Source organism: Gemmatimonadota bacterium (genome assembly GCA_016713785.1).
Classification (GTDB): Bacteria; Gemmatimonadota; Gemmatimonadetes; order Gemmatimonadales; family GWC2-71-9; genus JADJOM01.
This window is the reverse complement of record JADJOM010000003.1, coordinates 259,798-273,935: the sequence shown is the minus strand read 5'-3', so window position 1 is coordinate 273,935 and position 14,138 is coordinate 259,798. Positions and strand designations below refer to the sequence as shown.

At 71.0% G+C, this 14,138-nt stretch carries 11 protein-coding genes; 5 read left to right on the top strand and 6 right to left on the bottom strand.

Annotation, left to right across the window (positions count from 1 at the left end; translation table 11 throughout):
* Positions 1-8: 8 nt before the first annotated feature.
* On the bottom strand, positions 9-1,475 hold the full coding sequence (locus tag IPJ95_08865) for an AMP-binding protein (GenBank protein MBK7923729.1): 1,467 nt from the start codon (positions 1,473-1,475) through the stop codon (positions 9-11).
* Positions 1,476-1,607: 132 nt separating this feature from the next.
* Between IPJ95_08865 and nadE the strand changes: the two genes are divergently transcribed.
* The 5 genes from nadE to IPJ95_08840 are packed head-to-tail and all read left to right on the top strand — an operon-like array spanning position 1,608 to position 6,363.
* Positions 1,608-2,618, top strand: a complete 1,011-nt coding sequence (nadE, locus tag IPJ95_08860; GenBank protein MBK7923728.1) for an NAD(+) synthase — start codon at positions 1,608-1,610, stop codon at positions 2,616-2,618.
* The gene (gene asnB, locus IPJ95_08855; GenBank protein MBK7923727.1) at positions 2,618-4,588 is read left to right on the top strand and encodes an asparagine synthase (glutamine-hydrolyzing); all 1,971 of its coding nucleotides are present in this window, start codon (positions 2,618-2,620) and stop codon (positions 4,586-4,588) included. Before nadE ends, asnB begins: the two co-directional genes overlap by 1 nt.
* Positions 4,589-4,611: 23 nt before the next feature.
* Complete coding sequence (locus tag IPJ95_08850; protein ID MBK7923726.1) at positions 4,612-4,881, top strand: acyl carrier protein; 270 nt, start codon at positions 4,612-4,614, stop codon at positions 4,879-4,881.
* A complete protein-coding gene (locus IPJ95_08845; GenBank protein MBK7923725.1) occupies positions 4,878-5,519 on the top strand; it encodes an acyltransferase in 642 nt (213 codons plus the stop codon). The genes IPJ95_08850 and IPJ95_08845 overlap by 4 nt, the downstream gene beginning before the upstream one ends.
* A 1-nt stretch (position 5,520) precedes the next feature.
* On the top strand, positions 5,521-6,363 hold the full coding sequence (locus IPJ95_08840) for a hypothetical protein (GenBank protein ID MBK7923724.1): 843 nt from the start codon (positions 5,521-5,523) through the stop codon (positions 6,361-6,363).
* 61 nt (positions 6,364-6,424) lie between these two features.
* Here IPJ95_08840 and IPJ95_08835 read toward each other — a convergent pair whose 3' ends face one another.
* The 5 genes from IPJ95_08835 to bamD all read right to left on the bottom strand — a co-directional run bounded on the left by IPJ95_08835 (position 6,425) and on the right by bamD (position 14,125).
* Positions 6,425-8,593: a bifunctional (p)ppGpp synthetase/guanosine-3',5'-bis(diphosphate) 3'-pyrophosphohydrolase gene (locus IPJ95_08835; protein ID MBK7923723.1), complete on the bottom strand. Its 2,169-nt coding sequence runs from the start codon at positions 8,591-8,593 to the stop codon at positions 6,425-6,427.
* A 126-nt stretch (positions 8,594-8,719) separates the two neighbouring features.
* Positions 8,720-9,400 carry a DNA repair protein RadC gene (gene radC / locus IPJ95_08830; GenBank protein ID MBK7923722.1) on the bottom strand — a complete coding sequence of 227 codons (681 nt, stop codon included), beginning with the start codon at positions 9,398-9,400 and terminating at the stop codon, positions 8,720-8,722.
* 130 nt (positions 9,401-9,530) lie between these two features.
* On the bottom strand, positions 9,531-12,722 hold the full coding sequence (gene secA, locus IPJ95_08825; protein ID MBK7923721.1) for a preprotein translocase subunit SecA: 3,192 nt from the start codon (positions 12,720-12,722) through the stop codon (positions 9,531-9,533).
* Positions 12,715-13,287 carry a nicotinate (nicotinamide) nucleotide adenylyltransferase gene (gene nadD, locus IPJ95_08820; protein ID MBK7923720.1) on the bottom strand — a complete coding sequence of 191 codons (573 nt, stop codon included), beginning with the start codon at positions 13,285-13,287 and terminating at the stop codon, positions 12,715-12,717. The genes secA and nadD overlap by 8 nt, the downstream gene beginning before the upstream one ends.
* 34 nt (positions 13,288-13,321) lie before the next feature.
* Positions 13,322-14,125 (bottom strand): outer membrane protein assembly factor BamD, encoded by an 804-nt coding sequence (gene bamD / locus IPJ95_08815; protein MBK7923719.1) that lies wholly within the window; start codon positions 14,123-14,125, stop codon positions 13,322-13,324.
* Between the last annotated feature and the right edge of the window lie 13 nt (positions 14,126-14,138).

The following is a 14,138-nucleotide window of genomic DNA, read 5'->3' as shown; positions in this document are numbered from 1 at the left end:
TGCCGCTGTTACAAACTGGCAAGCCGCGCGAGGTCCGGCTTGCCGCTCGGCAGGCGTGGCAGCTCCGTGAGGACCCGGATGGTGGTGGGCTGCAGGTGTCGCGGGAGTTCCCGCCCGCAATACCGGCGGATGGCGGCGACCTCCACGCCGGGCGCCAGGACCACGTAGGCCACCAGCGCGTGGCCGCGCATCGGGTCGGGGAGGGCCAGCACCGCGTGGGCCCCGGTCAGGCCGGAATCGGTAAGCGCGTGCTCCAGTTCCTCCGGGTTCACCCGGTAGCCGAGCGACTTCACCTGCCGGTCGCGGCGTCCCACAAAGTAGAGGAACCCCGCGGCATCCCGGCGGGCGAGGTCGCCGGTGCGGACCGCGCGACCGGACGCCCCGCGCGGATGGGGCACGAAGGCGCGGGCCGTGGCCTCCGGGTTGTCCCAGTACCCCAGGGTCACGGTGGGCCCCGCCTGCACGATCTCCCCGACCTCGTCGATGCCGCACTCCGCCCCATCCTCGCGGACCAGGAAGATCTCGGTCTCGGCGATGGCCCGCCCGATCGAACCGGCCCGACGATGGACCTCCTCGGGGGGCAGAAAGGTGCTGCGCAGCGCCTCGGTCAGGCCGTACATCAGGAACAGGCGGGCGCCCGGCTGGGCCCGCACGATGGCCAGGGCGGTTTCCGCGGAAATGCCGCCGCCGGCGTTGGTCAGCACCCGGAGGTCGGGCAGTGGCTGTTCCCGGAAACCAGGGGTCGCGAGCCACTGGTGCCACAGCAGCGGCACCGCTGCGAGGACGGTGATCCGTTCCCGGCGGAAGGCATCGATCACGTCGGCCGGCAGCGCGGCGTCGATGATGACCAGCGTCGAGCCGGCCTGCACCGCGAGCAGCACTTGGCTCAGTCCATAGACGAAGCTCACCGTGAGCACGCTCGCGATGCGATCGGTGGGAACAATCCCGAGGTATTCCGTCACGATCCGCGCCGAGGCCACCAGGTTCCCGTGCGTCACCACCACGCCCTTGGCGAGGCCGGTCGAGCCGGACGTGTAGATGAGCTGCGCGGGATCGTCGGCATCCCGGGCGATGGGGGTCCGCCCGCCGACTCGTGTCAGGTCCGTCGAACGGAGCAGTGTCAACTCTGCGTGGGGGATTCCCTGGGGGAGGCAGCCCGGATCCGCGACCACAATCCGGGCACCGGAATGGCGCAGAATGTGCTTTATCTGTGCATCGCGGAAGGCCAGATCGAGCTGCACCGCGATACCACCGGCCGCGAGAACCCCGAAGTAGGCAGCGATGGCCTCCGGTCCGCGCGGGCAGAGGATGGCCACTCGATCGCCCGGCACCAGGCCTGCCCGCGCGAGGGCCGCCGCCCACGCGGAGGCGCGGCGCCTGAGGCCCAGCCAGGATGTGGCCGATCCGGGAGCGAGGATCGCTGGCCGATCCCCGGACTGTTCTGCACGGACCCAGAGCAGCTCGGCGAGGTTCACGGTTGGACTCCGGGCGCAGAGTTGCTGCAATTTCAGCCATGCCGGTGACCTGGCTCGCATATCCGTCGTCAGGCACCTGTTGCATGGACGCGTCAGTTGTCGCAGTATCAGGCTACCATTTCAGGAACTGCCATGTCCATGCCAGCGGGCCGTGCGGTCCCTCAACCACTGCTTGGTAACCCCGACGCCGAGATTGCGCGGATCGCCAGCGCCCTCCGGAAGTCCCTTGCGGAAACCCTGGGCCGCCGCGGCTTCGTCGTGGCGATCAGCGGCGGTATCGACTCCGCCGTCTGCGCGGGCCTGGCTGCCCGGGCGGTGGGTCCCGCCCGGGTGTTCGGCCTGCTCCTCCCGGAATATGAGTCCGATCCCCTCAGCACCCGGTTGGGACGCGCGGTGGCCGATGCGTTCGGTATCCCGACCGTGGTCGAGGAGATCGGACCGACCCTCGCGGCCCTGGGCTGCTACGCCCGCAGGGATGAGGCCATCCGACGCGTAGTTCCCGCGTTCGGCCCTGGCTGGGGCTGCAAGATCGTGACCCCGACGGACCGTCTCGAGGCGGACAGCCTCAACGTGCCGTCCCTGCTGGTGCAACCCCCGGACGGTGAAGCACAGCGGGTGCCGCTGCCGGCCCGCGAGTATCGCGAGATCATCGCGGCCACCAACTTCAAGCAGCGCGTCCGCAAGCTGATGGACTACTACCACGCCGACCGGCTGCACTACGCCGTCATCGGCACGCCCAATCGCCTGGAGTACGACCAGGGGTTCTTCGTGAAGGGCGGTGACGGCCTGGCGGACGTGAAGCCGATCGCCCACCTCTACAAGTCGCAGGTCTATCAGCTGGGCGCCGTGCTGGGCGTCCCGGAGGAGATCCTGCAGCGTACCCCGACCACCGACACCTTCTCCCTGCCCCAGACCCAGGAGGAGTTCTTTTTCGGGCTGCCCTACACCACGCTCGACGCCGTGCTCCATGCCCGGAACGCCGGCTGGAGCGTGGTGGAGGCGGCCGAGCGCCTGGGCCTCACCCCGGAGGGGGTGGAGCGCGCCTGGAGCGACCTGGCCCAGAAGCGCGCCACGACCCGGTACCTCCACCTGCATTCCCTGCTGGTGGAACCGGTGGACCTGGGCGAGGGGGCGCCGGCCTGATGTGCGGACTGGCGGGGATCCTGCTCGGCCAGCCCCGGGGCGTGCCCCGGGAGCAGCTGGTGCGCATGGGCAGCGCCATCCGCCACCGGGGACCGGACGGCTTCGGGCTCTACCTCGGCCGCCGGGTCGGGCTGGCCCACGTGCGGCTCAGCATCATCGATCTCGCGGGCGGCGCCCAGCCGCTCACCAACGAGGTCGGCGACGTGATCGTCGCCTACAACGGGGAGATCTACAACTACCGGGCGCTGCGCGCGGAGCTGCTGGCCCTGGGTCACCGCTTCCGCACCGCGAGCGATACCGAGGTGCTGGTGCACGCGTGGGAAAGCTGGGGCCCCGCGATGCTCCCGCGCCTGGAGGGGCAGTTCGCCTTCGCGCTCTATGACCGGCGGACCGAGCGGCTGGTGCTGGCACGGGACCGGTTCGGGGTGCGCCCGCTGTTCTATGCCCAGCACCGTGGCGACCTGTACTTCGGGTCGGAAGTGAAGGCACTCTTCGCGAGCGGCGCCCTGCCCCGCGAGGCGGACCCCGTCGGCGTGGACCAGGCGCTGCTCCTGTGGGGCCCCCGGGCGCCCCGGACACCATTCCGCGGGGTGCGTCAGGTGGAGCCGGGGAGCTGGCTCGAGTGGCACGCCGGGTCGCTCACCGGGGGCCGCTACTGGCAGCCGGACTTCCCGGAAGCGGCCGCGGCCCCCGCTGACGCCGTGGAGCAGCTGGATGCGCTGCTCCGGGCCAGCGTCCGCGACCGCCTGGTGGCCGACGTGCCGGTGGGTGCCTACCTGAGCGGCGGGCTCGACTCGAGCGTCATCTGCCGCCTGGCCAATGAAGCGGCCCATGGCGGCCTGCGCACCTTCTCGATTGCGTTCGAGGACCCCCGCTTCGATGAGCGGCCGCACCAGGAGCTGGTGGCCCGGGCGCTTGGCACCCGGCACACGGCGCTGACCATCGGGAACCGCGCGATCGCCGAGGCGTTCCCCGCCGCGGTCTGGCATGCCGAGACGCCACTCATGCGGACCGCGCCGGTCCCGCTCTATCACCTGGCGCGGCTTACCCGCGAGCACGGCATCACAGTGGTGCTCACCGGCGAAGGCGCCGACGAGCTGTTCCTCGGCTACGACCTGTTCAAGGAAACGCTGGTCCGCCGCTTCTGCCTGCGGCAGCCCGGATCGAGTGTCCGGCCGCGCCTGTTCGAGCGGCTCTATGGCTACCTCGGCGGGGCCGCCGGGGGAGAGTTCTGGCGTCAGGCGTTCCTGGAGGCCGGACCGATCGACGACCCGCTGTTCTCGCACCTGCCGCGCTTCGCCGCCAGCGGCGCGGTCCGCGCCTTCTATTCCCCGGCATTCCGGGCGGCGGTCGAGTCCGCGGACCCGCTCGTGGAGCTGCGGGCCACGCTCCCCGCGGGTTTCACCGGGTGGTCGGCGATGAACCGGGCCGCGTGGCTGGAGCTGGAGACGCTGCTCGCCGGCTACCTGCTCGCGGCCCAGGGCGACCGCATGAGCCTCGCCTTCGGCGTCGAGGGCAGGTACCCGTTCCTGGACCACCGGCTCTTTGCGTTCGCGGCGGCGCTGCCGGAATCGGCCAAGCTTCGCGGGCTGCGGGACAAGCGGTTGCTGCGGGCCTGGGCCCGCACGATGCTGCCGGCGGCCGCGGCGGAACGGCCGAAGCAGCCGTACCGGTCCCCGGACGCGCAGGCCTTCTTTGCGCCGGGCGCGCCCGGCTGGATCGACGAGGCCCTGAGCCCCGAGGCGCTGGCCACCGTGGGGCTCTTTGCCCCCGCGGCGGTGGCCGGGCTGGTGCGTCGGGGCCGCGCCGGGCGCATCACCGGCGCCCGGGAGGGCCAGGCCCTGGTGGGCATCATCTCCACCCAGTTGTGGCACCAGGCGTTCCTGCGCGATGCCGAGATCGGCGTCGTGCTCGCGGTTCCCGATACGGTCCTTGATGAGTCGCGCCTGGTCGGACAGGGCGCCGCCTGACGCAGTCCCCGGAGGATGCACCCATGACCGACGCACAAGTCCTCGCCGATGTCCGACAGTTCATCGTGGAGAACTTTCTTTACATGCGCCCGGAGATCGTGCTGGCCGACGACGACCGGCTCCTCGAGCGGCGCCTGATCGACTCCATGGGCATCATGGAGGTCATCGGGTTCCTCGACGAGCGCTTCGGCGTGCAGGTGCCCGAGGGGGACATCCGGGAGGCCAACCTGGGCAGCCTGCGCGCGATCGCGGACTACGTGCTGCGGCGGCAGCATGGAGACCGGGCGGCGTGAGCCCGTCGCAGTTCGGCGCCCATCCTGCCGGGGTAGCACCCAGCCATGCGCTGGAGGTCTCGCTGGCGCTGCTCAAGGGTCGCTGGTACAAGTTCTGGTACCGGCTCCGCGGCCTGCGGTTCACCGCCGGGCGCAATTTCCGGGTCTTCGGCACCCTGGTGCTGAGCGGGCCCGGGGAGGTGATCATGGGCGACAACATTTCGCTCATGGGTCGGGTGACGCCCTGGACCCACGGCCGCGAGGCCCGGATCACCATCGGTGATGGCACCATGATGGACGGGGTCCGCCTCGGCTGCGCCCAGGCCATTTCCATCGGCCGGGATTGCATCATCGCCGAATGCCGGATCACTGACACCGATTTTCACAGCACGCACGTGAATCGCCGGACTGACCCGACGGCCCCGATCCGGACGGCCCCGGTCATCGTCGAGGACAACGTATGGATCTCGCTCGAGGTCGGGCTGCTGCCCGGCGCCTGGATCGGCCGGAACTCGGCCGTGGGCTACGGCTCGGTGTGCGTCCGCCGGTATCCCGAGAACGTGATCCTCTTCGGGAACCCGGCCAAGGTGGTGGCGCCGGTCCCCGGCACCGAACCGCCGACCGACGGCCCGACTCTCCTCGACTCCAAGGAACGCTGACATGCCCCGTCGCGCCGCCTCGGCGGTCCTGCCCGCCCTCCTCGTCGGCCTGCTGGCATGCGAGACCACGGACATGAGCCACGTCGCGGACTTCCCCGCCCCGCCCGCGCTCCCGGCGCTCGCGGCGGTACCCGACAGCGCCCTCACCCGGCTGGCGGCGCGGGTCGTGCTTTTCGGGCACCAGTCCGTCGGCGCCAACCTCCTCGAGGGAATCCGGGAGGTCGCCGGGCGCGACCCGCGGGTGGCCCTCCGGGTCACCCCGCTGCGCGAGGTCGGCCCGGCGCCCGCCGGGGCGTTGCTGGAGACGCTGATCGGTGACAATGGCCAGCCGGCCCGCAAGACGGACGATTTCCTCGCGGCCCTCGGCTCCCCCGCGGGGCAACAGGCGACCCTCGCGCTGCACAAGTACTGCTACCTCGACTTCGGGCCCGGGACCGACCCGGCGGCGGTCTTCGCCAACTATCGCGAGCGGATGGCGGCGCTCCGCCTGGCCCGGCCCGGCCTGCTCCTGGTCCACGTCACGGCGCCCCTCACGGCGCGCGAGACGGGGCCCAAGGCGCTGGTCAAGCGCCTGCTCGGCAAGACCACGCAGGATGACCTCAACGCGCGCCGCGCGGCCTACAACGCCCTCCTCCGCGCCGAGTACGCCGGGAAGGAACCGGTGTTCGACCTCGCGGCCTACGAGTCCACCGGGCCGGACGGGGTGCGCGCCGGGGTGCTGCGCCAGGGCCAGGCCGTCCCGGCGCTCGCCCCTGCCTGGACCGATGACGGCGGGCACCTCAACGCGGCCGGCCGGCAGCGGATCGCGGAGCAGCTCCTCGCCTTCCTGGCCCAGCTCCCCTGAACGCGCACGGGCGGCCCGCCCGGGCCGCCCGTGCTGCAGCTTCCCGCCGACCGCGGCGGCCCTAGGTACCGCCGCTCGCGGGGGCCTCGCGGCGCTCCACGTCGTTGATGCCCTTCACCTTCCGGATGGCCTTGATCACCCGGGCCAGGTGCGCCCGGCTCTCGACCTCGACCACGATCGAACTGAAGACGGTCCCGTCCTTGGTGGAAAGTTCGGCGGCCTTGACGTTGGTGCCGCTCTGGCTGATGGCCTGCATGACGTCGGCATAGAGCCCGCGGCGGTCGTCCCCGCTCACCGCGAGGCGCACCGCGAAGGCCTCCCCCTTGGCCTCCTGCCAGTCGATCTCGACCCGACGGCCCTCGCCGTTGAGATTGAGCAGGTTCGGGCAGTCGGCGCGGTGGATGGAGATGCCGCGACCCTGGCTCACGTACCCGACCACCTGGTCCCCGGGCACCGGCTGGCAGCACTGCGCGTAGCGCACCATCAGGCCGGAGAGCCCCTGGATGCGGATGCCCGATCCCAGGCGGATGCGGTCGATCACCCGCCCGATGACGCTCGGCTTCTGCTCCTGCAGGTCGTCGGCGGAGACCTCCGGGTAGACCGCCCGCAGCACCAGCACGATGGTCAGGTCGCCCCGCCCCAGGCCGATGACCACCTGCCGGCCATCCACCACGCCGAGCCGCTCGGCGGCCTGATCGAGCGCGCCCGGCTCCGGCACCGCCAGCCGGCGCCGCTTGCACTCGCGGGCCAGCAGCTCCTCGCCCAGGGAGAGCGCCTCCTGGTCCTCCTGGTGGCGGATCCATGCCTTGATCTTGTGGCGGGCCCGCGCGGTCTTCACGTGCGCCAGCCAGTCGCGGCTGGGCCGGGGCGCGGCGCCGGTGAAGACCTCCACGGTGTCGCCGTTCTTGAGCTCGCGGTGCAGCGGCGCAATCCGGCCGTTCACCTTGGCGCCCTGGCAGCGGAGGCCCACGTCGGTGTGGACGATGAACGCGAAGTCGATCGGGGTGGCGCCCTTGGGCAGCTGCTTCACGTCGCCCCTGGGGGTGAACACGAAGATCTCGTCCTGGTAGAGGTCCACCTTGAGGAACTCGAGGAACTCCTCGGCGCTGTGGGTGTCCTGCTGCAGCTCCAGCAGCTGGCGGAACCAGGCGAAGTGGTGGTCGATCTCCTTGCGCTTCGGGTCGGCCTTGTAGAGCCAGTGCGCCGCGATGCCGTACTCGGCGGTCCGGTGCATCTCCTGGGTCCGGATCTGCACCTCGAAGAGGTGCCCGCCGGGCCCGAAGATCGTGGTGTGCAGCGACTGGTACGCGTTGGACTTGGGGCTCGCGATGTAGTCCTTGATCCGTTCCTGCAGCGGGGTCCAGTTGTGGTGGATGATGCCCAGGACGTGGTAGCACTCCTGGACCGACGTGACGATCACCCGGACCGCCATGAGGTCGTAGATTTCGTCGAACGGCTTGTTGCGCTTCTTCATCTTCTGGTAGATCGACCAGAGATGCTTGGGCCGCCCGGTGACCTCGTACCACGAGATGCCGGACGTCTTGAGCTCGTGTTCCAGCGGCACCTGGAGCTTGAGGATCATCTGCTCCCGCTCGGCCCGCCGCGCCTGCACCTGCGTGACCAGCGCCCGATAGTCCTCGGACTCGAGGAACTTGAAGGCCAGGTCCTCCAGCTCCGCCTTGATGCCCGCCATGCCGAAGCGGTGCGCCAGCGGGGCGTAGATCTCGCGGGTCTCGGTGGCGATCCGGGCGCGCTTCTCCGGCGCCAGCGGGTCGAGGGTCCGCATGTTGTGCAGCCGGTCGGCCAGCTTGATGATGATGACCCGGGCATCCTTGGCGATCGACAGCAGCAGCTTGCGGTAGTTCTCCACCTGCTGCTCCGCCGTGGAGCGGAAGGTCAGGCTGGCGATCTTGGTGAGGCCATCGACGATGCCGGCGGTCTCGGCGCCGAACTCCCGCGCGATGTCCTCGGTGCGGATATCGGAGTCCTCGACCACGTCGTGCAGCAGCGCCGCGACGATCGACGTGGTGTCGAGCTGCTGCTCCACCAGGGTCCGCGCCACCGCGATCGAGTGCTGGATGAAGTCCTCGCCCGAGACCCGCTTCTGGCCCCGGTGGGCCGACGCGCTGAACCGCAGGGCGCGGTCGATCTGCTCGAGGTCCAGCCGGTCGGCGTGGCGCTCGAGCAGGGCGCGGAAATCGGGGGCGATGTCGGGCAGCGTTCCGGTCATGCGTGTCCAGGGCGACGAACAGCCCCACCCCCGCTCGGAAGGAAGCGGCGGGCGTTCCGGGGCTCCTGAACGTAATTCCGCACCGGATGCGGGGTTGCGCAAGTGGCGGCAGTCCCTGCCGCCCCGTCAGAGCAGCCCGGCAGCCACGAAGGACAGGAATCGATCCCCCGCCACGATCACATGGTCATACACCGGAAGGTCGAGCAACCGGCCCGCCTCCACCAGCTGGCGGGTGGCGGCCCGGTCTTCCGCCGACGGCGTGGGATCCCCGCTGGGGTGATTGTGGGCCAGGATAATCCCCGCACCGGCCTCGGCGATGGCCGCCCGGAAGACCTCCCGGGGATGCACCAGGGCGCTGTTGAGCAGTCCCCGGCTCACCAGGACGTCACGCCGGACCCGGCTCTGGCTGTCGAGGACCAGGACGTGGAACTCCTCCACGGGGAGGTCCCGCACCCGGGGCCCAAGAAGGGCAGCGACGTCCGCGGGCTCCCGGACCCTGGGGAGGACGGGACGCCGCTCCTCCACCAGCCGGGCGGCCAGTTCCAGGGCGGCCAGCAAGCGGGCGCCCTTGGCGGGCCCGACCCCACGGCTGCGAGTCAGCTCCGCGGGCGGCCGGGCGCGGAGCTCCCGCAGGGACCCCCCTGCGCGCTCCAGCAGTTCGGCCGCGATGGCGCCGGCGCCCTGCTCCGCCGCTCCGGTGCCGAGCAGGATGGCCAGCAGCTCCGCGGTGGCGAGCGCCGGCGCCCCGAGTCGCCACAGGCGCTCCCGGGGGCGATCAATGGGGCTGGCCTCGGAAGGGGCGGTCATCCCCTGACGATAGCCGTCGCGCCCGGCCGGACGGGTGCCGGAATCGCGCGATGCGGGAGCCTTCCGCCGGCGAAAACAGCACCGCCCGGCCGCGAGGGCCGGGCGGTGGCGGGGGGCGGTCAGGCGGGGGCTACTTCCCCACGCCGTGGCATTTCTTGTATTTCTTGCCGGACCCACAGGGACAGGGGTCGTTGCGGCCCACCTCGGCCACCGTTTCCGTGCCGGCCCTGGCGGGCGCCAGGGGGCCCCGATTGGTGGTCATCGGCGGGGGCGCCGGCAGCCGCGGCCCGACCTGCGGCGGGGGCGCCGGCGGCGCCTCCCGGGCATCCGGCGCGAACATGTCATCGGCCCCGGCGCTCGGGGCCGGCGGCCGCCGCGGCGCCGCGGCCGCCGGCGGGGGCGGGGCCTGGGGCCGGGGCGGCTCGGCGGTGATCTGGATCTTCAGGAACCGCTCGGTGAAGCTCGCGTGCACGTCACGCATGAGGTCCTCGAACATCTCGAAGGCCTCCTTTTTATACTCGACGAGCGGGTCTTTCTGGCCATAGGCCCGGTACTGGATGGCGTTGCGGAGCTGGTCGAGGTCGTAGAGGTGGTCCTTCCACTTCTCGTCCAGCACGGTGAGCATCACCGTCGACAGCACCTGGCTGTCCACATCGGGGGCCCCCAGCTGCCGGCCGAAGTCGAGCAAGTACTCGATCTTCCGGCGGAACGCCTCATGGCCTGCGGCGCGCGCCAGCCCCCGGATCTGGTCCAGGGTCCCGGCCCGGGCGGTGTCGGTGACCTCGTCGGCCTGCACCAGGAACTGCTGCAGCAGCGCCGCGCGGAGACCCTCGCGGTCGTAGTCCTCGGGCTTCTCGGCGTCGGCCAGCATGAGGGTGACCACGCGGTCCATCGCCTGGTCTACCATGCGGGTGGCCTCCGCCTTGAGCTGCTCGCCCCGTTCCAGGGCGAAGAGTCGCAGGCTGTAAACCACCTCGCGCTGCTGATTCATCACGTCATCGTACTCGAGCAGCCGCTTCCGGGCCTGGAAGTTCTGCAGTTCCACCCGCTTCTGGGCCTGGCTGATGGCGCCGGTGACCCACGGGTGGGAGATGACCTCGCCCTCCTCCGCCCCGCCCTTGTCCATCCACCCCGCGATGCGGTCGGTGCCGAAGAGCCGCATGAGGTCGTCTTCGAGGGACAGGAAGAAGAGCGAGCGGCCCGGGTCGCCCTGGCGGCCGGAGCGGCCCCGCAGCTGCCGGTCGATCCGGCGCGACTCGTGGCGCTCGGTGCCGATGATCTGGAGCCCGTCGGTGCTCTCCACCTTGGTGACGTCGGCGCCGAGTTTGATGTCGGTGCCGCGCCCGGCCATGTTGGTCGCGATGGTGATCGCGCCCCGCTGCCCCGCCTGCGCCACGATCTCGGCCTCGCGCTGGTGGTACTTGGCGTTGAGGACCTCGTGCTTGAGCCCGCGCCGCTTGAGCTGGCGCGACAGGGTCTCCGAGACCTCCACGGTCACCGTGCCGATCAGCACCGGCAGCCCCGCGGCGTGGATCCGCTCGACCTCGTCCGCGATGGCGTTGGTCTTCTCCCGGCGCGTCTTGTAGATCCGGTCCTCCTCGTCCGACCGGCGGATGGGCCGGTTGGTGGGGATGACGGAGACCTCCAGGCCGTAGATCGTGAAGAACTCCTGCTCCTCCGTCTCGGCGGTGCCGGTCATGCCGGAGAGCTTGTCGTACATCCGGAAGTAGTTCTGGATGGTGATCGTGGCGAGGGTCTGGGTCTCGCCCTTCACCTGCACGCCTTCCTTGGCCTCCACGGCCTGGTGCAGCCCGTCGGCCCAGCGCCGGCCCGCCATGACGCGACCGGTGAACTCGTCGACGATCACCACCTGGCCGTCCTGCACCAGGTAGTCCACTTCCTTCTCGTAGAGGGCGTGGGCCTGCAGCAGCTTGTGGATGATGTGCAGCTTCTCGCTCTTGAGCGCGTACTCCGCCTCGACCTCCCGCCGCCGCAGCACCCGCTGGTCGGGGGGCAGGCTGGTGTCGCGGTCGATCGCGTGCACCGCCTCCGAGATGTCGGGGACCACGAACAGCCCGGGATCGTTGGGCGACATCGCCACCGCGCCCTGGTCGGTCAGGTGCACCGAGTGGCCCTTCTCGTCCAGCACGAAGAAGAGCGACTCCTCCAGCTCCCGCATGGCCTGCTGCCGCATCGGGAGCTTGCGGTCGGCGATGTGGTCGAGCTCCACCCGCTGCACCGCGGACTTGACCCCCGGCTCGTTGAGCAGCTTGAGCAGCTTCTTGTTCTTGGGCATGCCCAGCCGGGCCACGTAGAGCTTGCGGGCCCCCTCGGCCAGCGTCTTCGGGTCGGCCAGCAGCGGCTCCCCCTCGGCCAGCATGGTGTTCACCACCGCCGTCTGCCGCCGCACCAGCTCCACCACCTGGCGATTGTGCTGGGCGTACTTGTCGTCGTTCTCGTTCCCCACCGGCCCGGAGATGATGAGCGGGGTCCGGGCCTCGTCGATGAGGATCGAGTCGATCTCGTCGACGATGGCGTAGGCGTGCTCCCGCTGCACCCGCTGCTCCAGCGAGAACACCATGTTGTCACGCAGGTAGTCGAACCCGAACTCGTTGTTGGTGCCGTAGGTGATGTCGGCGTTGTAGGCCGCGCGGCGCTCGGGCGAGGAGGGCTCGGTGTCGTCGAGGCAGCCGACGGTGAGCCCGAGGTAGCGGTAGACGTGGCCCATCCACTGGCTGTCGCGGCGGGCCAGGTAGTTGTTCACCGTGACCAGGTGGGCGCCCCGCCCCGCCAGGGCATTGAGGTACAGCGGCAGGGTGGCGACGAGCGTCTTGCCCTCGCCCGTGGCCATCTCCGCGATCCGGCCCTGGTGCAGGACGATCCCGCCGATCAGCTGCACGTCGTACGGCACCATGTCCCAGGTCAGTTCCCGGCCGGTCACCAGCACCGTGGTGCCGACCAGCCGGCGGCAGGCCTCGCGGACCGTGGCGAACGCCTCGGGGAGGATCTCGTTCAGGGCGGCCGCGAGGGCCTTCTTGTAGCGGAGTTCGAGGTCGTGGTAGCGGTCCTCGAGGGCATCGCGCTCGGCGGGATCGGCGCAGTCATGGCGCGCCTGCCGGACGGCGTCGAGTTCCGTCTTCATGGCGCCCGTGCGCTCCGCGAGCAGGGCCCGGAAGCGGGGGGTCTGCGCCTTCAGCTGGTCTTCCGTGTAGTCGGCGAGCGCGGCCTCCTGGCGCTTGATGGCGTCCACGAGGGGCTGGACCTTCTTCACTTCGCGATCGAACCGGGTCCCGAAGACCTTTGTGATCAGACTCTTAAGCATCCGCCAAATATAACCCGTTGGCAGAGATGAACCCCGCCACCGGCTCCGGAACCCAGTAGCGGATCGGCCGGCCTGACGCCACCCGGGCCCGCACCGTGGTGGCGGAAATCTCGACCTCGGGCACCGCGACCCTCCGGCAGGGCCAGGGCAGCACGGGGACCTCGACCCCGGACCGGGCGAATACGACCAAGGTGGCCAGCCCGACGAGGGCGTCCGCCTGGTGCCACGTCGGGAGATCCCGGGCGGCATCCGCCCCGACCAGGAGGGCAAATTCCCGGTCCGGCTCCCGGGCCCGCAGGGCCCGCAGGGTGTCGACGGTGTAGGAGGGGCCCGGGCGCTCGAGTTCCAGCGGTTCCAGGGCGAACCGTGGCTCCCCCGCGATGGCCAACGCCACCATCCGGGCCCGGGCCGCGGCCGGGGCGCCGTGGCGGCCGATCTTGAAGGGCTGTTCGCGGGCGGGCACGAACCGGACCTGCTCCAGCCCGAGCGCCTCCAGGACCGCCTGGGCCACGAGCAGGTGGCCGTGGTGGATCGGATCGAAGGAGCCGCCGAGCAGGCCGATCATCGCGGGAGGGGGAGCGGGGGAGCGGCCGCCGCGGTCAGGTGCCCGCGGCGGTCGAGTCCGCTGGCGCCGGGCAGGCGAGGTCCAGGCCGGGCGTCGAAGGATGGAAGCGGCGGATGTAGGTGCAGGTTTCCCGGCGATCCTCGGCGTACCCGACCGCCCGGTACGCGTCCACCAGCCGCAGGAGGGCGGTCGGGGTGATGCTCGCGCGGGGGTAGGTGGCGGCGATGTCCTTGAGGTAGAGGATCGCCGAGTCGTAGGCCTTGAGCCGGTAATAGTACTGGGCCGAGCGATACGCCTTGACCGCGAACCACTCCTCGAGGTCCACCACCCGCATCCGCGCCCGGGCCGCCGCCGGCGCGTCGGGGTAGCGATTGAGGAGTTCCTGGTAGGTGGCCTTGGCGGTCTGGGCGTAGCTGTCGTCCAGCTCCGGGCGCCGCCAGAGGTCGGCATAGGCATCGCCGGTACGGAGCAGCGCCTCCGGGGCCAGGCGGTTGTTGGGCGATTCGTCCGAGACCTTCCGGAACTCGCGCGCCGCCTGCAGCTGGTTGCCGAGCCCGAAGTACGACTCCGCCAGGTGGAAGTGGGCCATCACCGAGAGGGTGTCGCCCACCGGTACCTCGAGGGTCACCCGCTCGAAGAGGGTGGAGGCCTTGCTCCACCGGCCGCGCCGGAACTGGGCCATGGCCCGGCCCCACAGCGCGGTCACCTCGTCGCGCGAGAGGCCCGCGGCCGTGGGGACGGGGCCGGGAGTGGCCGCCGGCCGGGGGCCGTGGCCGCAGGCGCCGAGCAGCAGGAGGGCCAGCGGGGCAAGGCAACGCGCGGCACGACGCCGTGTCATCATCGGTCTCTTC

Excerpts from the sequence above, each read along its gene's own strand:
- nadE (MBK7923728.1), top strand. The coding sequence starts at position 1,608 with ATGTCCATGCCAGCGGGCCGTGCGGTCCCTCAACCACTGCTTGGTAAC.
- asnB (MBK7923727.1), top strand. The coding sequence starts at position 2,618 with ATGTGCGGACTGGCGGGGATCCTGCTCGGCCAGCCCCGGGGCGTGCCC.
- IPJ95_08850 (MBK7923726.1), top strand. The coding sequence starts at position 4,612 with ATGACCGACGCACAAGTCCTCGCCGATGTCCGACAGTTCATCGTGGAG.
- IPJ95_08840 (MBK7923724.1), top strand. The coding sequence starts at position 5,521 with ATGCCCCGTCGCGCCGCCTCGGCGGTCCTGCCCGCCCTCCTCGTCGGC.
- IPJ95_08835 (MBK7923723.1), bottom strand. The coding sequence starts at position 8,593 with ATGACCGGAACGCTGCCCGACATCGCCCCCGATTTCCGCGCCCTGCTC.
- radC (MBK7923722.1), bottom strand. The coding sequence starts at position 9,400 with ATGACCGCCCCTTCCGAGGCCAGCCCCATTGATCGCCCCCGGGAGCGC.
- secA (MBK7923721.1), bottom strand. The coding sequence starts at position 12,722 with ATGCTTAAGAGTCTGATCACAAAGGTCTTCGGGACCCGGTTCGATCGC.
- nadD (MBK7923720.1), bottom strand. The coding sequence starts at position 13,287 with ATGATCGGCCTGCTCGGCGGCTCCTTCGATCCGATCCACCACGGCCAC.
- bamD (MBK7923719.1), bottom strand. The coding sequence starts at position 14,125 with ATGACACGGCGTCGTGCCGCGCGTTGCCTTGCCCCGCTGGCCCTCCTG.